Below are 21,644 nucleotides of genomic sequence, written 5' to 3' on the forward strand. Positions count from 1 at the left end.
CAAGGACGTGTGATTTTTTTCTTTAAAAATCTGCTTGACGAAGTTTTCGGAATGACGTAAGTTAGTCATGGGCTTCTTTAAGCAACGTGCTTAATTTCAGCAAAAGTGTCTCCTGTGAATGGGGGCACTTTTGCTTTTTTATTTTTTAACGACCTCTGACAGATTTCTGGACTCGAGAAGGGAGCAATTTAATCATGACAAAGTATATTTTCGTAACCGGTGGGGTAGTATCTTCGCTTGGTAAAGGGATCACGGCGGCATCACTCGCTCGTCTCTTGAAAAACCGTGGCCTCAACGTCACAATCCAAAAATTCGACCCGTACATCAACATCGACCCGGGAACGATGAGCCCGTACCAGCACGGGGAAGTTTTCGTCACGGATGACGGCGCTGAAACCGATCTTGACCTTGGTCACTACGAACGTTTCATCGACATTAACCTCAGTCAGAATGCGAACGTCACGTCAGGCCGCATCTACTCGACGGTCCTTAAAAAAGAACGCCGTGGCGACTACAACGGTGGAACGGTTCAGGTCATTCCGCACATCACGAATGAAATCAAAGACCGTGTTTTCCGTGCCGGAAAAGAAACAGGCGCTGACGTCGTCATCACAGAGATTGGTGGAACAGTAGGGGATATCGAATCGCTTCCGTTCATCGAAGCCATTCGTCAGGTGAAAAACGATATCGGAAAAGAGAACGTCATGTACGTTCACTGTACGCTTGTTCCGTATCTTGCAGCTGCAGGCGAGCTGAAGACGAAACCGACACAACACAGTGTCAAAGAACTCCGCAGCTACGGAATTCAGCCGGACATCATCGTGCTTCGTGCAGAACATGATGTACCGCAAGAAATGAAAGATAAAATTGCCCTCTTCTGTGACACACGTCCGGAAGCGGTCATCGAAGCGAAGGATGCATCGACGCTTTACGAAGTGCCGCTTAACTTACAACGTCAAGGCATGGACCAACTCGTCTGTGACTACTTCAAGTTTGATACGCCGGCTGCTGATATGACAGCATGGAAACAACTTGTTCACACCGTGACACACCTCGAGAAGAAAACGAAAATCGCTCTTGTCGGGAAGTACGTCGAACTCCGTGATGCGTACATCTCGGTTGCAGAAGCCTTGAAACATGCCGGTTTCGCCTTCAACAGCGACATCGAAATCGACTGGATCAATGCAGAAGACGTCACACGTGAAAACGTTCAGGAATTACTCGGTTCAGCAAACGGAATCCTTGTCCCGGGCGGATTTGGAGAGCGTGGAATCGAAGGGAAAATCGAAGCAACCCGTTTCGCCCGTGAAAACAATGTACCGTTCTTCGGAATTTGTCTCGGTATGCAACTGGCGACAGTTGAGTTTGCGCGCAACGTCTTGAACTTAGAAGGTGCTCACTCGGCAGAAATCGATCCGGCGACACCGTATCCGATCATCGATTTGCTTCCGGAACAAAAAGATATCGAGGATCTCGGCGGAACACTTCGTCTCGGTCTTTATCCATGTAAGCTTGAAGACGGTTCAAAAGCACGTGCGGCGTACTCGAGTGAACTCGTATACGAACGTCACCGTCACCGTTATGAGTTCGGCAACGAATTCCGTGAACAGTTCGAAGCAAACGGCATGATCTTCTCCGGTACAAGCCCGGATGGCCGTCTCGTTGAAATTATCGAGATTCCGGAACACAAATGGTTCGTCGCGTGTCAGTTCCACCCGGAATTAATTTCGCGTCCAGAGCGTCCGCAAGCTCTGTTCCATGACTTCATCCAAGCATCGCTTGGTGAGTAAGAAATTTAGCGAACGGCTAAACACCCCTGTTTCCAAATTGGAGACAGGGGTGTTCTGTTTATTATTATAGAAGAAAAGCGTCATTCCCACTCTTCCGTCATCTCTTGTAATTGCGTCAAAATGTGCGTCAACAGGAAGGCACCCAACGCGAGACTCGGCAAACCGTGACGGGAACCGTCCTCAGCCGGAAGCAGACCTTTATCGAATTTCAAGGCAAGCGGTGCGATTGACCGTTCCAGTGTGTCGGTCATGTCGCCGAGCGTGATGATCGAATAGGGCGTATGCCACGCATCATAGCGGGCAAGTGACGCCAGCAGATCGGAGCGCTCCGTATCCGGTGTGAAAATCAACACACGGTCGACCGCATGAAGGGTTTTATGATCCTTAATTTTCGTGACACGCTTCATCTGGTCCGGACCGTCGGACAGCATCGGATAAAGCCCTTCAAACTCGCCGTAGGCATCGAGATAGACTTTTCCTTGACCGACGAGTGCCTGAGCGAGCAGGCGGACGACATCAAACAGTTCGTCTTCCTGTTTTGTAAGCGTTTGTAGTTTTCCGTTGAATTGTGTCGCTAAAATTTTCAGCATTTCTAACATCCTTTCTAAATTTCTCTCATGGATAGTATATAGCAAGTTTTGCTTTCATGTAGAATGGAAATAACTAGAGGAGGAGTGTGGGAGATGAAAGGAAGATTACTCATCGCGGAAGATGAACCGGGGATTCGGAATTTACTGGCACAATTATTTCGGGCACAGGGGTATACGACCGACGTCGCTGTCGATGGTCTTGAGACGATCGAACGGCTGAAAGAGACGGAATACGACTTATTATTGATGGATGTCAATATGCCGGGTCGAACCGGTCTTGAAGTATTGCGTCATCAGGATGAGGTCGGACGACGGATTCGGACGATTCTGATGACCGCTTTAGACGAAACGGAAGCGATGGAAGAAGCGAAACGACTCGGTGTCGTCGCCTTCTTCGGAAAGCCGTTTGACATCTTTGAATTAAAAAAAGAAGTGACTGTGCAAATTTCGAACGATGTAAGCGGTTAATCCTTCACGTCGTCGTCACAATCCTAAATTCGGAGTGAAATGCTGTACGTTCCGGTGAATCAGTGTGTTATAATCAGTCTGAAAATGCACGTTTACGTGTAAGTAGCGATCAAAACAGAGGAGGATGTCATTATGCCATTAGTATCTATGACAGACATGTTAAACAAAGCTCTCGAAGGTAAGTACGCAGTAGGTCAATTCAACATCAACAACCTCGAGTGGACTCAAGCAGTACTCGGTGCGGCTCAAGAAGAGCAGTCACCGGTTATTCTTGGAGTATCTGAAGGTGCAGCACGTCACATGGGCGGTTTCTACACAGTTGTTAAAATGGTAGAAGGTCTCGTTCACGACATGAAAGTAACAGTTCCTGTTGCAATCCACCTCGACCACGGTTCGAGCGTTGAAAAATGTAAAGAAGCGATCGACGCTGGATTTACATCTGTAATGATCGACGATTCACACAGCCCGATCGACACGAACATCGAAACAACAAAAGCTGTTGTTGAGTATGCACACTCGAAAGGTGTTTCAGTTGAAGCGGAAGTTGGTACAGTTGGCGGACAAGAAGACGACGTCATCGGTGATGTCATGTACGCGAAACTTGACGACTGCGTTCGTATCGTCAAAGAAACTGGAATCGACACGCTCGCTCCTGCACTCGGTTCTGTTCACGGACCATACAAAGGTGAACCAAACCTTGGTTTCGCTGAAATGGAAGAAATCCGTAACGCAACAGACCTTCCACTCGTTCTTCACGGTGGAACAGGAATCCCGACACACGATATCGAAAAAGCGATTTCGCTTGGTACTTCGAAAATCAACGTCAACACGGAAAACCAAATTTCGTTCGCGAAAGTGGTTCGTGAAGTCTTGGCTGAGAAACCAGAAGCATATGACCCACGCGTATTCATCGCACCAGGTCGCGAAGCAATCAAACAAACAGTCATCGGTAAGATGCGTGAGTTCGGTTCAAGCAACAAAGCTTAATTTTTCATGCCTAAAGCACGGTAGACACTCGTCTATCGTGCTTTTTTTCATCTAAATCACCAGATTGTTTTGGAAAACGTTAGGACTTCTCCGTGAAAAAATTTATAATGGAAGAGTAAGCGATTTCAAGGGAAATTTTTAAGGGATGAAAGGGGAAAGAGAGAGATGAGATTTTTTATCGACACAGCAAACGTAGAGGATATTAAAAAAGCACATAAAATGGGGATTTTGGATGGGGTCACCACAAACCCGTCACTCGTCGCAAAAGAAGGCGTCGATTTCCATACACGCCTGCGTGAAATCTGTGAGATCGTCGGAGACGTCTCCGTCAGTGCCGAAGTCATTGCCCTCGATGCAGAAGGAATGATCCGGGAAGGGAAGGAACTTGCTCAGATTGCACCGAACATTACTGTAAAGGTTCCGATGACACCGGCAGGACTCGAAGCCGTTGCAGCACTTTCGAAAGAAAACATCACGACGAACGTCACATTGATCTTTAATCCGAACCAAGCCCTGCTCGCAGCGCGTGCAGGTGCGACATACGTATCACCGTTCCTCGGTCGTCTGGATGATATCGGTCAAGATGGGATGGGACTGGTCGAAACGATTGCTCAAATCTTCGTCATTCATGATATTCCGACACAAATCATCGCGGCTTCTGTCCGTAATCCGGTGCACGTCACGAATGCGGCACTCGCTGGGGCTGACATCGCGACGATTCCGCTCAATGTCATTGAGTCACTGACGCAACACCCGTTAACGACGCAAGGAATCGAACGTTTCCTCGCGGACTGGGAAAAAGCGCAGCAATAAAAGATTGTAGAGAAAGGTTGATGGAATGTGGACATTTTGCATATCGTAGGACAACAGCGTCTTGAAGGAACCGTCATGATCAGTGGATCGAAACAGAGTGCGATTCCGTGTCTCGCGGCAGCATTGCTGACCGATCAACAGGTCATTCTTGAGGGGGTACCGGACATTGGCGACGTTGCGACGATGATCCAAATCATTGAGATGCTTGGAGCTGTCGTAACACGTCAAGGCGATATGGTGACGATTGACCCGAGTCATGTCGAACCGATGCCGCTCACAGGAGCAGATACACGGAAGTTACGTGGATCGATTTACCTGATGAGTGTCCTCGCGGCACGATTCAAACAGGGGGTCGTCGGTCTGCCCGGTGGTTATGCCATCGGTCCTCGGCCGATTGATTTACACATCAAGGCATTAGAACGACTTGGTGTCGAGATGCGAAATGAACAAGGGGTTTACTACATGCATGTCGAAGAGTTGAAGGGAAACCGGATTTATTTGGACCTTCCTTCATTCGGTGCGACAATCAGTGCTTTACTGGTCGCCGTCATGGCGGAAGGAACGACGGTCATTGAAAATGCAGCGTGTGATCCGGAAGTCATCGACGTCAGTACGATGTTGACGAACATGGGTGCGAGTGTCAAAGGTGCAGGGACCGATGAAATTCGAATCAAAGGCGTCAAGACGCTTCAAGGATGCCACCACACCTTGATTCCCGATCGAATGGAAGCAGGTACGTTCCTGGCAATGGGAGCAGTCCTCGGCCGTGTGACGGTCGATAATGTCATTCCGTTACATCTTGAAAGCATCATTCAAAAGCTGGAACGATTCGGGGCCAACATCGAGCAGGGAGATGATTCGGTCACGGCATCCATCGATATGGCGAAACCGATTGACGTTCGGGTCTTTCATTACGGTGGATTTCCGAGCGATCTTCAACCAATCATCTCGGCTGTCCTGTTGAAACCGAAAGGCGCGAGTGTCGTCGTCGATAAGTTATATCCTCAACGTTTCCGGCACGTCCAGGAAATGCGGCGGTTGAATGGACGAATTACCCACGAAGACGCTTCGATCATCATCCGTGGCGGTGAAGCGTTGCGTGGCACGGAAATTGAAGCCCATGATCCACGTGGTGCAGCAGCACTCGTGTTAAGTGGAATGCTTGCTTCCGGTGAGACGTCATTACACCATGCAGAAGTACTTGATCAAAGCTATGAACAGTTCGTCGAGAAGTTAAAAGGACTCGGGGCTCTTGTTTGGCGCGAAACGGTTTAAGGTTTTCAGTTAGGGAGAGGGGATTATACACATGGAGAGAAGTTTATCAATGGAACTCGTACGCGTAACGGAGGCAGCAGCACTGGCTTCGGCACGCTGGATGGGGAAGGGCTTGAAAAACGAGGCAGATGACGCAGCAACAAGCGCCATGCGTGATGTGTTTGATACGATCCCGATGAAAGGAACGGTCGTCATCGGCGAAGGAGAAATGGATGAGGCGCCGATGCTTTATATCGGTGAGAAACTCGGAAATGGATACGGACCACGTCTTGACGTCGCCGTCGACCCACTTGAAGGCACGAACATCGTCGCCAAAGGAACATGGGGTGCGCTCGCAGTTCTTGCGGTCGCGGATGCAGGAGACTTATTACATGCACCGGATATGTACATGGATAAGATTGCTGTCGGACCGGAAGCAGCGGGACACGTCAGCTTGGATGCGACGATTGAAGAAAACATCGCTGCCGTCGCTAAAGCAAAGAATAAAGAAATCGAAGATGTCGTCGTCTCGATTCTCGACCGGGAACGTCATGAAGAAATCATTCAACGGATTCGCGCAACAGGGGCACGGATTCGTCTGATTGGTGACGGAGATGTCGCAGCAGCCATCAATACGGCTTTCCCGCATACAGGGATCGATATTCTACTCGGTTCAGGCGGGGCGCCGGAAGGTGTTCTGGCAGCCGTTGCTTTAAAATGTCTCGGCGGGGAACTTCAAGGCCGACTCTTACCGGCAGATGAAGCGGAAGTCGCACGATGCAAGAAGATGGGGATTGAAGACCCGTCGAAAATCCTCATGATGGATGACCTTGTCACGGGCGATGACTGTATCTTTGCAGCAACCGGTGTCACGGACAGTGAGTTGATGAAAGGTGTTCAATTTAGCGCGCAAGGCGGTCAAACACACTCTGTCGTCATGCGGGCGAAATCGGGAACGGTTCGTTTTGTCGAAGGGATTCACTCGTTCAAGAAAAAACCAAAGCTCGTTATTAAGTAAGTCTATTTTCATAATGCAAATAAAGACGAACCCGACTCAAATCGGATCCGTCTTAGACGTAAGACAAAAAGCGATTTTTCTCTTAAATGAGAAAGATCGCTTTTTTTGTTGGCTTCGAATCGTTTTCCTGGTACAAGAATCGCGCCGCTTCGCTTCACTTCACTGCAGGGTCGATCCTGCTTGTTTTTCCTTAGGAAGCGATTTCGAGCGGACAAAACACTTCTTCTTATAGCAGGGACTAGATAAAAAAATTCGTACTTCTCGACGCTTGGCAAGAAGTTCGTCCGATGCATTATGCATTAATAAAAAGAAGAACTGGATTTAGAAGTCGATTACGATTGAATTCTTCATGGAAAAAAATCCCTTCATTCCCGAAGAAGAGGAATATTGAAGAGCACGAGATGGAAGATAGCACAATAAATTCGGCTCAAACCGGATTCATCTTTATTGTAGGATGAAATCTTGTAGACTGTACGCGACTCCTACAGGAAAAGCGCAGGTTCACCGCGCGTCAGAAACAAACGAGACCCGGATACTTGTCCGTTTCAGGACAAAGAAGCCGCGGCTCGTGTTTCGCCTGAGGAAAGCAAGTACAGGAACAAGATTTATTCGAGAGCGTCACGTATCGGAGCTTGCAATTGGTGTGTCATCTGAACGAGTTTGCGTCGCGAGAAGAAGCGTGTCATAAAGACATACACTGCATTGCTGCGACCGGGGATGACAAGTGTTTTTCCTTTCATGTATCCCGTGAAGGAAAGTTGAGCAGTTGTTTTGGCATCCATGATTCCTGGTCGTTTAAATAACCCGGACGTTGCAAGATCGGCCGTTTTGGCGAAATCAGTATGCGTCGCTCCCGGACAAACGGCTGTCACCTGAATGTTGTAAGGTGCGAGCTCATCTGCCAAGGCTTCCGAAAAACTAAGCACGTAAGCTTTTGTCGCATAGTAGACGCTCATGAAAGGACCGCCATGGAAAGAGGAGGTCGAAGCAATCTGAATGATTCGTCCGCCGCCCTGCATTTTCATCCGACGGGCAAAAGCTTTCGTTAAATGCGTCAATGCCCGGATGTTGACGTCAATCATGTTCAATTCGCGTGATAAATCCGTTTCGATAAATTCACCATAAAGACCAAAACCGGCGTTATTGATCAAAACATCAACGGGAGTGTGTTCTGTCGCACGTAACAGGGCTTTGATTTGAAGGGATTGCCCGATATCATACGGAAGCACGACGGCAGAGCCGCCCCGTTGTTCGACAAAGTGTTTCGTTTCGAAAAGTTGTTCGACATTTCGGCCGACCAGTAACAGATGATGTCCTTGATCAGCATGCAGATAGGCAAGTTCACGCCCGATTCCGGCAGAAGCCCCGGTGATTAATACGTTCATGATATGTCCTCCTTGTATAATAGGGTAGAAAAAAAGCGATCGAGCCGATGCTCAACCGCTTGGTTCGTTAAATTATAGGTATGAACCCGCGCCGACAAGGCGTGAACCCCAGTAACCTGATTTGAAGCTTGAGTACTTGACGCCACCCGTTTCTGAGTTGACCATGCTTGATTTGCTTGTCGCCATACCGACGTGTTGAATGCCGCTACCGTGTGAGAAGAAAACAAGATCTCCAGGTTGAACGTTTGAGACACTTACTTTTCTAGAAGAAGAATATTGTGAAGAAGACGTACGTGGCAATGTTTTGCCTGCTGCTTTTTTGTAGACGTAGCTTGTGAAACCAGAGCAGTCAAATCCACGAGTTGTCGTTCCGCCCCATACATAAGGAGTTCCTTTATGTTTAGCTGCTTCGCTTAGAAGGCGTGTACGTGTTGAAGATGAAGTTGTTGATTTTTTAGCCGTTGAAGTAGAAGACTTGTATGTTTTCGTATACTGTGTAGATACATAACGTGTTTTGCCACCGTACGAAATTTTAGTCCAGCTGCCTGATTTACCTTTGTATGTAAATGTTTGGCCTGCGTTTACTTTACCGACGATGCTTGCTTTAGTAGAAGGAGCCGTACGAACACGTAATCCGCTATCTGTGATCTTGACTTTCGTTACTGTAGAAGCTGCCTCAACCTTATCTGTTCCCACTGATGCAAATCCTGAAACCACTAATGCTGCTGTCGCGACCGATGCTAGAAAACGTTTCATATGTGAAATCCTCCATGTCATTTTAAAGTAGTTTTGAAAACCGAGTTATATGATGTATCTCATTAAGTGTTTGTTTAAGCAGTGCACCTTACAACTGTGTAAGTTTTTCTCTGCACGATTATCTTAGCATGCGGATACATGAAAACGTTTTTTCAGTTCCGCTACAAAACATGACGTTTTTGTAACATAACTGCAATAATATACTCGAATATTACAAAGAAGAAATTCCCATTTCTTAAATCACGACGAAATGGATGAAATGTGATACCTTTAATTCACGAAGAATATACACCAAGATCCTTTGCACCATGAATTTGCACCATGAAGATGAAATCCTTTGCTCCTGAATTTATACGAAGAATAGGTGAATGCACATGCCAACTGAGAAAACTGACAAACCAGAACGTTCCTATACACTTGCTCAATTAAGCAACCTGACATTAAAAGATTTATATGAAATCGCAAAAACAAAAAACGTACCACAGTACCGTGAGGCTCGTAAGCGCGAATTGATGTTCAAAATTCTTAAAGCGCAAGCAGAATCCACCGGTCTTTATTTCCTCGAGGGGGTACTCGAAGTTATTCCCGGAAACCCACAGATGCAAAATGATGGCGGCTTCGGCTTCCTTCGTCCTATCAACTATTCGCAATCCTCTGAAGATATCTATATCGCCGCTTCACAAATCCGCCGCTTTAATCTCCGTAACGGAGACGTCGTGACTGGAAAGGTCCGACCGCCAAAAGAGAATGAACGGTTCCAAGGTCTTTTAAGTGTGGAAGCCGTCAATGGAGAAGCGCCGGACACGGCACGGAATCGTCTGTTCTTCCCGGCATTGACGCCGATTTATCCGGATCGCCTGATGCGACTTGAAACAGAACCGCGTCATTTGTCGGTCCGGGTGATGGATATGATTGCGCCGGTCGGGTTTGGCCAACGCGGTTTGATCGTCGCACCGCCTAAAGCCGGTAAGACTTCTCTATTAAAAGAAATCGCGAATTCGATTCAAGTGAATCACCCCGATGTCGAATTGATCATTCTATTGATTGATGAGCGCCCGGAGGAAGTGACGGACATCGAGCGGTCTGTTCCGGGAGCGGATGTCGTCAGTTCGACGTTTGACGAAACACCGGACAACCACGTCCGGATTTCGGAGCTTGTCCTTGAGCGGGCGATGCGTCTCGTCGAACATAAAAAAGATGTCGTTATCTTGATGGATTCGATTACACGTTTGACACGTGCTTACAACTTAACGGTTCCGCAAAGCGGACGAACGTTGTCCGGAGGGATCGATCCGGCCGCTTTCCATAAACCAAAACGCTTTTTCGGAGCCGCCCGGAACATCGAACACGGTGGCAGCCTGACGATTCTCGCGACAGCCCTCGTCGAGACCGGTTCCCGGATGGATGATGTCATCTATGAAGAGTTTAAAGGAACCGGCAACATGGAACTGCATCTGGACCGCAAGTTATCCGAGCGCCGGATCTTCCCGGCCATCGACATCCGGAAATCAGGAACACGGAAAGAAGAGTTGTTGTTACCGAAAGATCAACTCGACGCCCTGTGGACGATCCGCCGGACGATGAACGAGTCAAATGAGTTTGTCGACAGCTTCTTACGCAAGATTCGGGACACGAAAAATAACGAAGAATTTTTTGTTGAACTGAATAAAGAAAAGAAGAAACCCGTCCGGCGCGCGCCTGTTAAACCGCGTGTGACGAAAACCGACACAACGACTTGAAAATAGGTATTGCGGGTCGTGAAAAAATCGTTTAGTATAGGAAGGTAACTTACTCTGGCTCAGCAAATGAACCAGGGCGGAAGGAGAGAAAACAACCATGAAACAAGGAATTCACCCAAACTACAACAAAGTTGTATTTATGGACTCAACTACTGAGTACAAATTCTTGACTGGTTCTACACGTTCTTCGAACGAGACAATCACTTGGGAAGATGGAAACGAGTACCCACTCATCCGTGTGGATGTGTCTTCGGACTCGCACCCATTCTACACTGGTCGTCAAAAGTTCAACGCTGCAGACGGTCGTGTCGATCGCTTCAACAAAAAATACGGCCGCAAGTAATTGCGACTTCAGTATTAAAAAACAGCCTGTCTCCATCACTGGAGCAGGCTGTTTTTGTATAGACAGAACTTAGTACGGTACGCCAGATACGTTCTTAAGACGAAAGAGAGTCCGATTCCACCGGCAGCACCAATCAGATACGGGAGTGTATCCGGATTATTTGCAAAATGTTCCATGAGCAGACTGAAGGAAAAATGACGACCCAGGAAATAACCTGCCCCTAAAAAGATGCTGATCCAAATTAAAGCACCGGTATAAGCATAAGTAACGAAAATCCGGAACGGCATTTTCGAGACACCGGCAAAAAAAGCAGAGAGTTGACGGAGTCCGGGTATGTAATAACCGATAATGAGGACGGTTTTTCCGTAACGTAAAAATCCGGCTTCCGCTTTGAAAATATGTTTTTCAGAAATCCGTAACTTCGGAGCGATTCGATGCAATAATGGCATTCCGAGCTTTAGACCGAGGACATAGCTGATTGTCATACCGATACAGCTGCCGGCATAGGCAGCAAGGATCGTTCCGGCAAGCGGTAAATCACCATGGTGCATCCAGAATCCTGACATGACGAGTAATGTCTCGTCCGGAACAGGAAGACCAACGATTCCGCCGGCCAGCAGAACGGCGAGTCCGAACGCTCCATATTGGTGGAGGACTTCATGTAATATATGATGAATCGGAGTCACCTTCCTTCAAAGAAACTTCTCTTTCAGTGTACAGGAAATACATACCAGTTGAAATGAGAAGATGAAGAAAATGGGGAATTTGGCACGGGTTTTTGATTTTTAGAAGTCAATCCTTTTTCTCAATTTAGATTCGGGCTATACTCGTTAAAGTGACTAATTTAGAGGACGGTGTTTACGATGATGCATGTGATCAATCAATATGGTTGGATTGAAGTGATTTGTGGAAGCATGTTTTCCGGCAAATCAGAAGAACTGATCCGTCGTGTCAGACGGGCACAGTATGGAAAGTTACCGGTTCAGGTGTTCAAGCCGGCAATCGATGATCGGTACCACGAGGAGCATGTCGTGTCGCACGTCGGCAATTCCGTCATCGCGATTCCGATGGCGACGAGTCGTGATGTCTATGCAGCAGTGGCGGAAGAAACACAAATCGTCGCCATTGACGAAGTTCAATTCTTTGACGACGAAATCGTCGCGGTCATCGAAGCACTGGCTCAAGATGGCAAACGCGTCATTTGTGCAGGACTCGATCAAGACTTTCGGGCGGAGCCATTCGGCAAGATGCCCGAATTGTTGGCACGTGCAGAATTCGTGACGAAATTACAGGCGATTTGTCTGTCGTGCGGAGATCCGGCATCGCGGACACAACGATTGATTGACGGGAAACCCGCAAACTACAATGATCCAATCATTTTGGTCGGGGCGTCTGAATCCTATGAACCACGTTGCCGCCATTGTCATCAAGTACCGGGCAAACCGAAACCGTTACAGGAATGGAAAAAACAACAGCAGAATTGAGCATATCCGATTTGAAAAAGCGAACGATTCCTGGCAGTGAGGCCAAAGAATCGTTCGCTTTTTTTTATATCAACCGGTCCGTGTCAACTGGCTGAACTGCTCGACGAATCGTAAGGTTTCCCGAACAATTGTCTTTTGATCATAATCGAGTGTCGCAACATGGTACGAGTCAAGCAGACAATAACTGCGTTTATCCGCTGCACCAATCGTCCGGTACAAATAATCCGAACAGGTTGGCGGGACGACGTGATCCTCGGCAGAATATAAAATAAGTGTCGGAATTTGAATCGTTGCTAAGTGTGGTCGCGTCTCATCGATGAGTCGCAACAGTTCTGAAGCGCAGACGGCGGGGACAAGATCATAGATGATTTCAAAAGCCGATTGTTTGATATCAGGGACACTTTCCGGAAGATAGACCGGACAATCGGTGAACGACAAGGCTTCGTAAGCAGGGACAGCCAAGGCGGCGTTGATGGTGATGATTCCTGCGACCGGGAGACCTTCAGCGGCGAGCGACAGGGCAAGTGTCGCGCCCATCGATTGTCCGACGATGAAGATTGATTCACACCGTGCGGCCAATTGTTCGAAGCCGTCACGTAAGCTCTGTTTCCAGTCGTCTGCCATCGTCGTTTCGAATTCCCGTACATCCGTCCCGTGACCGTGCAGGCGAGGCGCATAGACGGAGAAGCCATGTTCTGCGAACTGTTCTCCTACAGCCCGAACACTTTGCGGTGTTGCGTTAAAACCATGACAGAGCAAAATGCCGACGGATCCGCGTCCTAAGGAAAAGGCTTCTGCACCCGGTATAACAGGATAAACCATACTCATCATCTCGTCCTCCATTTCAAAAATAAAAACCCGTTTGGCTTTGGACGCAAACGAGTTTCTCGTGTGTATCATCCAAAGCAGCCGCTTTGCTGGTCGGAGCACCTTGCACAGTAGCAGGTTGCCGTGGAGTCCTAGAGCCAGGTCTCTCGTCCACTCTTGATATATCGTATAGGAATTGTCGGATTAATCATTGAGAAGATAATAGCATTGACGGAAATGAATTGTCAAACTCTCTTTAATGGCATCAAAATTTATGCAAGGATCCGGTTTGTCCCGGTACAACAATCGATATGGGTCATATGGTTTATTTTTGAAAATATGGTTGACCTTTAAAAGATCTTTCTGTAGTGTAAAAATTAGTTTTACGACATAAGTTCAACCGGCAACAACACACATACGAATTTCATACCGCAACACTTATCCAGAGAGGTGGAGGGACTGGCCCTACGAAACCTCGGCAACAGACTCATTATGAGCACTGTGCCAATTCCATCAGACAATTGTCTGAGAGATGAGTCGAGTGGATTCTGCCATTGTGCGGATCCAGGTCTCTTCTTGTTTCTTAAGAAGAGACCTTTTTTGTATTTTGAAGGGGGAAAAAGTGGTGATTACATTCAAAAATGTAAAAAAAATCTATGAAACAAATGACCAATCGATCGCTGCGTTGAACGGAGTGGATCTCGAAATCCGAAAAGGCGAAATCTTTGGTGTCATCGGTTTCAGCGGAGCCGGGAAAAGTTCCTTATTACGATGCGTCAACCTGCTCGAACGGCCGACATCCGGCAGCGTGACGGTCGATGGACAAGATTTGACAACCCTCTCGGCGAAGCAGCTGCGGGAGGCAAAACAACATATCGGAATGATCTTTCAGCATTTCAACCTGCTGGATTCGAATACAGTGTTTGCGAATGTCGCAAAACCGCTTGTCTTAAAAGGTGTCAAAAAAGAGGAAGTCAACCGGCGGGTCAGCGAACTACTGGACTTCGTCGATTTGGCAGATAAGGCCGATCATTATCCGGATCAGTTATCGGGCGGACAGAAACAACGGGTCGGAATCGCCCGGGCACTCGCGACCCAGCCGTCGGTCCTGTTGTGTGACGAGGCGACATCCGCCCTCGATCCCCAGACGACGCAACACATATTACGCCTGTTGAAACAGATTAATCAGGAATACGGCATCACGATTTTACTGATTACCCATGAGATGGGTGTCATCCGTGAGATTTGTGACCGTGTCGCCGTCATCGAAGCCGGTCAGCTGATTGAATCGGGTACCGTGTTCGATGTCTTCTCGAATCCACAGACGGCAACGGCAAAAAACTTCGTCCGCTCCGTCATGCAGGATGAAATTCCGGCATCGGTTCAAACCGTCATCGATCAACGGGATGCCGGACATCACATCTACAAAATCAACTTCCTCGGGGCAGGGACGGGGCAACCGCTCTTATCGCAAGTCGCGAAACGGTTTGATGTCGATCTCAACATCCTGCACGGTAGCATCACGGAACTGCAAAACATTCCGTTCGGCAGTCTGCTCGTTGAACTGATCGGCGACGCGACGGAAATCAAACGGGCATTGCATTACATTCATCAGTCGGATGTCGTCGTTGAGGAGGTGCTCGCGGATGTTAGTTAATTACACAGATATTTGGAATGCATTCCTGCAGACGTTGACGATGGTCGGACTGTCGTTACTTTTCTCGACATTAATCGGTTTACCGCTCGGCATTCTGCTCGTCGTCACACGCAAAGGGGCGTTGCTTGAACAAATTCCCTTCTTCAATGTCTTAAGCGGCATCGTCAACATCTTCCGGTCCGTCCCGTTCATTATCCTGCTCGTCGCGATCATTCCACTGACACGCTTGATTGTCGGATCGTCGATCGGGACGCAGGCAGCCATCGTTCCGCTTGTTTTTTACGCGGCACCGTACATCGCCCGATTGATCGAAAGTTCGTTACTGGAAGTCGATACCGGTGTCTTGGAGGCGGCAGAAGCGATGGGGGCGACACCGTTGCAGACGATTTTCCGCTTCCTGTTGCCGGAAGCCCTCAGCTCGCTGGTTCTGAACTTGACGATTGCGACGATCGGCTTAATCGGTGCATCGGCGATGGCCGGGGCGATTGGTGGCGGCGGACTGGGTGACTTAGCGATCACCTACGGCTACCAACGGTTTGATACGACCGTCATGATCATCACGGTCGGGATACTCGTGATTCTTGTTCAAGGGTTACAGACGACAGGTAATCTGTTGGCAAGAAAAATTCGGAGACATTAAAAAAAACATAGAGCAGATAAGGGAGAGATGGATGATGAAAAAAGGTTTAGCGATTGGTGCAGCATTAACGACGGTATTATTTGCGGGATGTGCCGCTTCCGGAGAAGAAGATCAAAAAACGGTCAAGCTTGGCGTCAGCGGTTCTGATACACAAGTTTGGGAATATGTCGCGAAAAAAGCGAAGAAAGAGGGGATTACGATTGAGCTCGTTAAGTTCTCCGACTACGTCCAGCCGAACCTGGCCCTGGCAGAAGGTGAGATTGATGCGAACTCTTTTCAGACCGTGTCTTACTTCAACGCTTTCAAAAAGGAACATAAGTTAAAGCTGTCGCCAATCGCGACGACAGTGATTGCACCGATGGGGATTTATTCGGATAAGGTCAAGGACGTCAAAGACATTCCGGTCGGTGGGAAGATTGCCGTCCCGAACGAGGCGACCAATATGGGCCGGGCACTGCTGCTGTTGCAGGAAGCAGGCTTGATCAAGCTACCGGACGACTTTGACGGCAACGGATCCGTCGATAAGATCGTCGAGAATCCGAAAAAACTGAAGATTGTCCCGGTTGTCGCCGGACAGACGCCACGCGTCCTACCGGATGTATCGGCTTCGATCATCAATAACGGAATCGCCGTCGATGCAGGCTTCAACCCGATCAAGGATTCGATTCTTCATGAAAACGAGACGGCGAAGCCGTACATCAACATCATCGCAACCCGGACGGAAGATAAGGATAAAAAAACATTGAAGAAAATCGCTTCACTCTACCAGCAGGACGATGTCGCGGCCTTCATCAAAAAAGAGTACAAAGGAAGCACGATTCCGACGTTCGTCCCGCTCAGTGACATCGGGGAATAACTAAAAATCCAAAGGAGCGTGACCAAAATGACCATTCAGACGATACGGGAAAACTTGATTCAAACGATTGAACAGGACATTGAACAAAAACGTGAGTCTTATCTCGAGACGAGCCACCGGATTCATGCGACACCTGAAATTGGCAACGAAGAATATTTTGCGTCACGTCATCATGCCGAACGCCTGACGGCAGAAGGGTTCACGGTTGAGCTCGGTGTCGCGGGACACGACACAGCCTTCCTTGCCCGAAAGACTTCGGACAAACCGGGGGCGACCATCGCATTTCTCGCTGAATATGACGCGTTACCCGGAATCGGTCACGCGTGCGGGCACAATATCATCGGGACGACGAGTGTCGCAGCGGCGATTGCCGTCAGTAAAGTCCTTGATGAAGTCGGCGGCAGTGTCGTCGTCCTCGGGACACCGGCGGAAGAAGGCGGACCAAACGGCAGTGCGAAAGGAAGTTTCGTCAAACACGATTTGCTGGCGGGGATTGATGCTGCCTTAATGGTGCATCCGTCCGGAAAAACGCGGATCACCGGTTCTTCGCTTGCCGTCGACCCGCTCGATTTTGCCTTTACCGGTAAACCGGCCCATGCGGCGGCTTCGCCGGAAGAAGGGATCAATGCCCTGGATGCGGTCATTCAGTTATTTAACGGGATCAATGCATTACGGCAACAGTTGCCGAGTGATATCCGGATTCACGGTATCATTACCGACGGCGGAGATGCTCCGAACATCATTCCGGAGTACGCGAAAGCCCGCTTCTTCATCCGGGCGACGACACGCGAACGGCTGAATGCGGTGACAGCGAAAGTCAAAGCTGTTGCTGAAGGAGCAGCCCTTGCGACCGGGGCGACGCTTGAGGTCATCGCCTTCCAAAATGAGGTCGACAACCTGCTGTTCAACCGGACGTTTGACGAGATTTTCCGGGAGGAAGCAGTGGCGCTTGGGGAAGACGTCAAGACGGATGAACGCCCGGGTCTTGGTTCGACTGATGCCGGCAACATCAGCCAGGTCCTGCCGACCATCCATCCGTACATCAAGATCGGAGCGGATGATTTGGTCGCTCACACGGAAAGTTTCCGGGAAGCGGCGAAATCGGAAAAAGGCGACGAAGCACTGATTACGGGAGCCAAGATCCTAGCCCGGACGGCGTTACGTCTGCTGACGGATGACTCGTTGTTAGGTACAGTCAAACAAGAGTTCCATGACCGGAAAAACGGTTATTTGACCTAACAGCAAAAGACGTAAGTATGTGTTTTCCCGACCGGATGTCATCAAGACAACTGGTCGGGCAAAACCATACTTTTTTTCTTAATCCGAGAAAAAGAAAACAAATTCTTTTTTTGTATTTTAAAATTACCTGTGCTAATCTTGACCTGTACAACTGAATAACCAGTTCTTCGGGGTAGGGTGAAAATCCCAACCGGCGGTGATGCGATGTTAAATCGACGAGCCCGCGACCCATAGTGTACGCACTATGGCTGACTTGGTGTGACTCCAAGGCCGACGGTAAAGTCCGGATGGGAGAAGAACGAAAAAATGTGCTTGAAACCATTTTCTGAAAAAATCTGTTCAGAAAAAGGTCTATTTCTGTATGCTTTTAAACAGAAAAACAAGACGTTTCTTTCGTGACCCTTCAATCATGACGCCCTGCAAATGCAGCGGCGTCTTTTCTTTTGAAAGGAGCGAAAACATGAATAATAGAATGCATCAGGCGATGCAATTGGCACGGATGTTAGACGGACAAACAAGTCCGAATCCGAGTGTCGGTTGTGTCATTACGAAACATGGAAAAGTGATCGGCTTCGGTGCGCACCGGTTTGCGGGTGGTCCGCACGCGGAAGTCGAAGCGTTGAAAATGGCAGGAGAGGCGGCGCGCGGTGCCGATCTCTACGTCACGCTTGAACCGTGTAATCATCACGGAAAGACACCGCCGTGCACGGAGGCGATTTTAGCCTCCGGCATCAAGCGGGTGTTCGTCGCAACGGAAGATCGGCATGCGATCGTCGCCGGACAAGGTATTACACGTCTGCGTGAAGCCGGACTGACGGTCGAAGTCGGATTACTGGAGGACGAAGCGGTTCGTTTTTATACACCGTTTTGGCAAAGTCTCGAGCGGAAACGACCGATTGTCACCGTCAAGGTCGCCCAAAGTTTAAACGGTATCGTGACGACAGGTGAGCAACGCTTTATTACGTCAGTTGCAGCCCGGGCGGCAGGACGTGAGCTGCGGGCCACACATGACGCCATATTAGTCGGGAGTGAAACGATCTTAGTCGATGATCCCGCATTGACGTTACGCACGGAAGCCGGACCTGAACCGATTCGGATCGTTGTCGATCGCCGCGGACGGTTGACGGAAACAGCCCAAGTCTTTCGGGACGGCTTGAATCCGACATACTGGCTGACGGAACAGCCGCGTGTCTCGGTTCAATCGAATGTCACGGTTCTCGTCGGCACGTATACGACACCGAATCAGATTTTAGACATCTTGTACGACCAAGGCATCCGCAGTCTGTTGATTGAAGGAGGACCCACGATTCAGTCGGCGTTTTTAGAAGTAGATCTTGTCGATCGTCTTGACATCTATCAAGCCCCGTCGGTCTTACAAGGGACGACCGGATTGACGAGCACAATCGAGATTGAAGACCGGTTTGATTTAACCAACGTCGCGCAAATCGGACAGGATGTGCATCTGCGCTATACGCGGAAAGGAGACGGCTCATGTTCACAGGATTGATTGAAGAAGTCGGAACGATCAAACGAAAAGTCCCGCGTCCGAACGGTTTAGCACTCGAAATTGAAGCGCAGCATGTCCTTGAAGGAACGAAAATCGGTGACAGTATCGCCGTCGACGGCATCTGTTTGACGGTCACGGCGATGACTTCGACGGCTTTTACGGCAGATGCCGTTCATGAAACGATTCGGGCGACGTCTCTTCAGACGTTGCGGGTCGGAACACCAATCCAACTGGAGCGGGCGATGCCGGCGAACGGACGATTCGGCGGTCATTTCGTCAGCGGACATATCGACGGAACAGCACGATTCTTAAGCCGTCGACCGGATGGTGAAGCGATGGAATACCGCTTTGAGACCGGTGACTGGAGCAAATACTGTATTCCGAAAGGGTCAATCGCGATCAACGGAACGAGCTTGACGATTCAACACGTGGAGGCAAACAGTTTGACCATCTCGTTGATTCCGCACTCCCGGCAGGTGACGACATTCGACCGGCTGCAAAGCGGAGCGCTCGTTAATATCGAATGTGATTTAATGGCGAAACATCTGTATCACTTTACGCAACAGGAACAAAAAACGGATTGGTCGGCATTTTTAGGAGGCGGAGCATGATGAACGGATTTGATCTTGTAGAAGAAGCACTTGAAGAATTAAAACACGGACGTCCGATCATCGTCTGTGACGATGAAAGCCGGGAAAACGAAGGAGACCTGATTCTCCTCGCGGAACATGCAACACCGGAACAAATCAACTTCATGATCACATACGGGAAAGGACTCGTCTGTGTTCCGGTCAGCCCGCAACTCGCAGCCCGGCTCGAGTTGAACCCGATGACGGATCACAATACCGATCCGCACGGAACGGCGTTTACGATCAGCATCGATCACGAAGAAGCAAAGACCGGCATCAGTGCCGCGGAACGCGCGTTGACGATTCAACGGATGCTGACGGACGGGGCAAAACAATTTAAGCGTCCCGGTCACATCTTTCCCCTAATCGCCAAAGAGGGCGGTGTCCGTGAACGGCGCGGTCATACGGAAGCCGGAGTAGATTTGGCACGGCTTGCCGGAAGTGCCGAAGCTGCCGTCATTTGTGAAATCATCTTAGAAGACGGGACGATGGCGCGTGTAGACGACTTGTTGACGTATAAAGAAGTCCACGGACTGAAGATGATCACGATTGACGCGCTCGTCACGTATCTCGAACGCCCCGTCCGGCGGGAAGCGGACGTTTTGCTTCCGGCAGCACACGGTGCGTTTCGGATGCTCGGTTATACGACGCCTGATCAAAAAGAACACGTCACCGTCTTATCGGGAGAACCGGAAGACGGGATGCTCGTCCGGCTGCATTCGGAATGTCTGACGGGAGATGTCTTCGGATCAAAACGCTGTGATTGCGGTCCGCAACTTGACGCGGCACTGGCACGTATCGGACATGAAGGCGGAGCTGTTCTCTACCTGCGGCAAGAGGGGCGGGGAATCGGCTTGATGGCGAAACTGAAAGCTTATGAGTTACAGGAACAGGGACTCGATACGGTTGAAGCGAATCACGCACTCGGGTATGCGACAGACTTACGCGATTACACCGTTGCGGCTGCGATGTTGCACGATTTAGGTGTGACGAAAATTCGGCTGATGACGAATAATCCGGAAAAACAACAGGCACTGGAACGACACGGCATCACCGTGCTTGAGCGGATCCCGCTTGAGATTGCACCGGTCCCGGAAAACAAGCAGTATCTGCAGACCAAACAAACGAAACTCGGGCATCTGCTCGACATCCAAGGAGGACAATAACATGGTATTCGAAGGATTTTTAACAGGTGAAGGACTACGCGTCGCAATCGTCGCAGCACGGTTTAATGAATTGATCACATCAAAATTAGTTGGAGGCGCAAACGATGCGTTCCGTCGACACGGTGTCGCGGCGGATGCTGTCGATACGGCATGGGTGCCGGGAGCGTTTGAGATTCCGCTCGTCGCAGAGAAGCTCGCGAAAAGCGGAAACTATGATGCTGTCATCACACTCGGTGCCGTCATCCGCGGCGCGACATCCCACTACGATTATGTTTGTAACGAAGTCGCGAAAGGGGTCGCAGGTGCGTCACGTGAAACGGGAGTTCCGATTATCTTTGGTGTCCTGACAACGGATTCGATCGAACAGGCTGTCGAACGGGCAGGAACGAAAGCGGGCAACAAAGGATATGAAGCGGCGGTTTCAGCGATTGAGATGGCGAATCTGTTACGGACCATTTGATGAAGGAAAACGTAAGGCTTGAGACCTGTTTCTGATGGAAGCAGGTTTCTTTTTTG

At 49.2% G+C, this 21,644-nt stretch carries 22 protein-coding genes and 3 riboswitches; of the genes, 17 read left to right on the forward strand and 5 right to left on the reverse strand.

What is annotated here, in order from left to right:
• The first annotated feature begins 194 nt into the window (after positions 1–194).
• A complete protein-coding gene (locus tag P402_RS0102700; protein WP_026827304.1) occupies positions 195–1,790 on the forward strand; it encodes a CTP synthase in 1,596 nt (531 codons plus the stop codon).
• A gap of 80 nt (positions 1,791–1,870) precedes the next feature.
• On the opposite strand, the gene P402_RS0102705 is transcribed toward P402_RS0102700, so the two are convergent.
• The gene (locus tag P402_RS0102705; protein WP_026827305.1) at positions 1,871–2,380 is read right to left on the reverse strand and encodes a DUF2529 family protein; all 510 of its coding nucleotides are present in this window, start codon (positions 2,378–2,380) and stop codon (positions 1,871–1,873) included.
• Positions 2,381–2,473: 93 nt separating this feature from the next.
• Between P402_RS0102705 and P402_RS0102710 the strand changes: the two genes are divergently transcribed.
• The 5 genes from P402_RS0102710 (at position 2,474) to glpX (ending at position 6,920) form a co-directional block, all read left to right on the forward strand.
• Positions 2,474–2,848, forward strand: a complete 375-nt coding sequence (locus P402_RS0102710) for a response regulator (protein ID WP_026827306.1) — start codon at positions 2,474–2,476, stop codon at positions 2,846–2,848.
• Positions 2,849–2,980: 132 nt separating this feature from the next.
• A complete protein-coding gene (gene fba / locus P402_RS0102715) occupies positions 2,981–3,835 on the forward strand; it encodes a class II fructose-1,6-bisphosphate aldolase (protein WP_026827307.1) in 855 nt (284 codons plus the stop codon).
• A gap of 165 nt (positions 3,836–4,000) precedes the next feature.
• Entirely contained in the window at positions 4,001–4,648 is a 648-nt protein-coding gene (gene fsa, locus P402_RS0102720; RefSeq protein WP_012371594.1) for a fructose-6-phosphate aldolase, read from the forward strand.
• Positions 4,649–4,675: 27 nt separating this feature from the next.
• Positions 4,676–5,923 (forward strand): UDP-N-acetylglucosamine 1-carboxyvinyltransferase, encoded by a 1,248-nt coding sequence (murA, locus tag P402_RS0102725; protein ID WP_026827308.1) that lies wholly within the window; start codon positions 4,676–4,678, stop codon positions 5,921–5,923.
• A gap of 31 nt (positions 5,924–5,954) precedes the next feature.
• Positions 5,955–6,920 carry a class II fructose-bisphosphatase gene (glpX, locus tag P402_RS0102730; protein WP_026827309.1) on the forward strand — a complete coding sequence of 322 codons (966 nt, stop codon included), beginning with the start codon at positions 5,955–5,957 and terminating at the stop codon, positions 6,918–6,920.
• A 605-nt stretch (positions 6,921–7,525) separates the two neighbouring features.
• On the opposite strand, the gene P402_RS0102735 is transcribed toward glpX, so the two are convergent.
• Together P402_RS0102735 and P402_RS16810 are read right to left on the reverse strand one after the other, a co-directional pair.
• Positions 7,526–8,305 (reverse strand): SDR family NAD(P)-dependent oxidoreductase, encoded by a 780-nt coding sequence (locus tag P402_RS0102735; RefSeq protein WP_026827310.1) that lies wholly within the window; start codon positions 8,303–8,305, stop codon positions 7,526–7,528.
• 72 nt (positions 8,306–8,377) lie between these two features.
• Entirely contained in the window at positions 8,378–9,061 is a 684-nt protein-coding gene (locus P402_RS16810) for a C40 family peptidase (RefSeq protein WP_081776596.1), read from the reverse strand.
• Between the two features lie 374 nt (positions 9,062–9,435).
• Between P402_RS16810 and rho the strand changes: the two genes are divergently transcribed.
• Entirely contained in the window at positions 9,436–10,800 is a 1,365-nt protein-coding gene (gene rho / locus P402_RS0102740) for a transcription termination factor Rho (RefSeq protein WP_026827311.1), read from the forward strand.
• Between the two features lie 97 nt (positions 10,801–10,897).
• The gene (locus P402_RS0102745) at positions 10,898–11,143 is read left to right on the forward strand and encodes a type B 50S ribosomal protein L31 (RefSeq protein WP_012371588.1); all 246 of its coding nucleotides are present in this window, start codon (positions 10,898–10,900) and stop codon (positions 11,141–11,143) included.
• Between the two features lie 35 nt (positions 11,144–11,178).
• Here the strand turns inward: P402_RS0102745 and P402_RS0102750 are convergent, their stop codons facing one another.
• The gene (locus P402_RS0102750; RefSeq protein WP_026827312.1) at positions 11,179–11,829 is read right to left on the reverse strand and encodes a DedA family protein; all 651 of its coding nucleotides are present in this window, start codon (positions 11,827–11,829) and stop codon (positions 11,179–11,181) included.
• A gap of 177 nt (positions 11,830–12,006) precedes the next feature.
• On the opposite strand from P402_RS0102750, the gene P402_RS0102755 reads away from it, so the two are divergent.
• Positions 12,007–12,627 (forward strand): thymidine kinase, encoded by a 621-nt coding sequence (locus P402_RS0102755; protein ID WP_081776597.1) that lies wholly within the window; start codon positions 12,007–12,009, stop codon positions 12,625–12,627.
• 69 nt (positions 12,628–12,696) lie between these two features.
• Here P402_RS0102755 and P402_RS0102760 read toward each other — a convergent pair whose 3' ends face one another.
• Complete coding sequence (locus P402_RS0102760; protein ID WP_235188806.1) at positions 12,697–13,455, reverse strand: alpha/beta hydrolase; 759 nt, start codon at positions 13,453–13,455, stop codon at positions 12,697–12,699.
• Positions 13,456–13,517: 62 nt separating this feature from the next.
• Positions 13,518–13,621: riboswitch (SAM riboswitch) on the reverse strand.
• A 248-nt stretch (positions 13,622–13,869) separates the two neighbouring features.
• A riboswitch (SAM riboswitch) is annotated at positions 13,870–13,973 on the forward strand.
• A gap of 86 nt (positions 13,974–14,059) precedes the next feature.
• Between P402_RS0102760 and P402_RS0102765 the strand changes: the two genes are divergently transcribed.
• The 8 genes from P402_RS0102765 to ribH all read left to right on the forward strand — a co-directional run bounded on the left by P402_RS0102765 (position 14,060) and on the right by ribH (position 21,588).
• Positions 14,060–15,091, forward strand: coding sequence for a methionine ABC transporter ATP-binding protein (locus P402_RS0102765; protein ID WP_026827315.1), 1,032 nt, complete (start codon positions 14,060–14,062; stop codon positions 15,089–15,091).
• The gene (locus P402_RS0102770; RefSeq protein WP_026827316.1) at positions 15,081–15,731 is read left to right on the forward strand and encodes a methionine ABC transporter permease; all 651 of its coding nucleotides are present in this window, start codon (positions 15,081–15,083) and stop codon (positions 15,729–15,731) included. Before P402_RS0102765 ends, P402_RS0102770 begins: the two co-directional genes overlap by 11 nt.
• A gap of 34 nt (positions 15,732–15,765) precedes the next feature.
• Entirely contained in the window at positions 15,766–16,587 is an 822-nt protein-coding gene (locus tag P402_RS0102775; protein WP_034770134.1) for a MetQ/NlpA family ABC transporter substrate-binding protein, read from the forward strand.
• 27 nt (positions 16,588–16,614) lie between these two features.
• Positions 16,615–17,826: a M20 family metallopeptidase gene (locus P402_RS0102780; RefSeq protein ID WP_026827318.1), complete on the forward strand. Its 1,212-nt coding sequence runs from the start codon at positions 16,615–16,617 to the stop codon at positions 17,824–17,826.
• A gap of 159 nt (positions 17,827–17,985) precedes the next feature.
• Positions 17,986–18,129: riboswitch (FMN riboswitch) on the forward strand.
• Between the two features lie 157 nt (positions 18,130–18,286).
• Positions 18,287–19,333: a bifunctional diaminohydroxyphosphoribosylaminopyrimidine deaminase/5-amino-6-(5-phosphoribosylamino)uracil reductase RibD gene (ribD, locus tag P402_RS0102790; protein ID WP_026827319.1), complete on the forward strand. Its 1,047-nt coding sequence runs from the start codon at positions 18,287–18,289 to the stop codon at positions 19,331–19,333.
• A complete protein-coding gene (locus P402_RS0102795; RefSeq protein ID WP_026827320.1) occupies positions 19,318–19,944 on the forward strand; it encodes a riboflavin synthase in 627 nt (208 codons plus the stop codon). The genes ribD and P402_RS0102795 overlap by 16 nt, the downstream gene beginning before the upstream one ends.
• On the forward strand, positions 19,944–21,128 hold the full coding sequence (gene ribB, locus P402_RS0102800; protein WP_026827321.1) for a 3,4-dihydroxy-2-butanone-4-phosphate synthase: 1,185 nt from the start codon (positions 19,944–19,946) through the stop codon (positions 21,126–21,128). The genes P402_RS0102795 and ribB overlap by 1 nt, the downstream gene beginning before the upstream one ends.
• Position 21,129: 1 nt before the next feature.
• On the forward strand, positions 21,130–21,588 hold the full coding sequence (ribH, locus tag P402_RS0102805; protein ID WP_012371577.1) for a 6,7-dimethyl-8-ribityllumazine synthase: 459 nt from the start codon (positions 21,130–21,132) through the stop codon (positions 21,586–21,588).
• Positions 21,589–21,644 lie beyond the last annotated feature (56 nt).

Origin of the sequence: Exiguobacterium sibiricum 7-3 (assembly GCF_000620865.1) — a bacterium.
Classification (GTDB): Bacteria; Bacillota; Bacilli; order Exiguobacteriales; family Exiguobacteriaceae; genus Exiguobacterium_A; species Exiguobacterium_A sibiricum_A.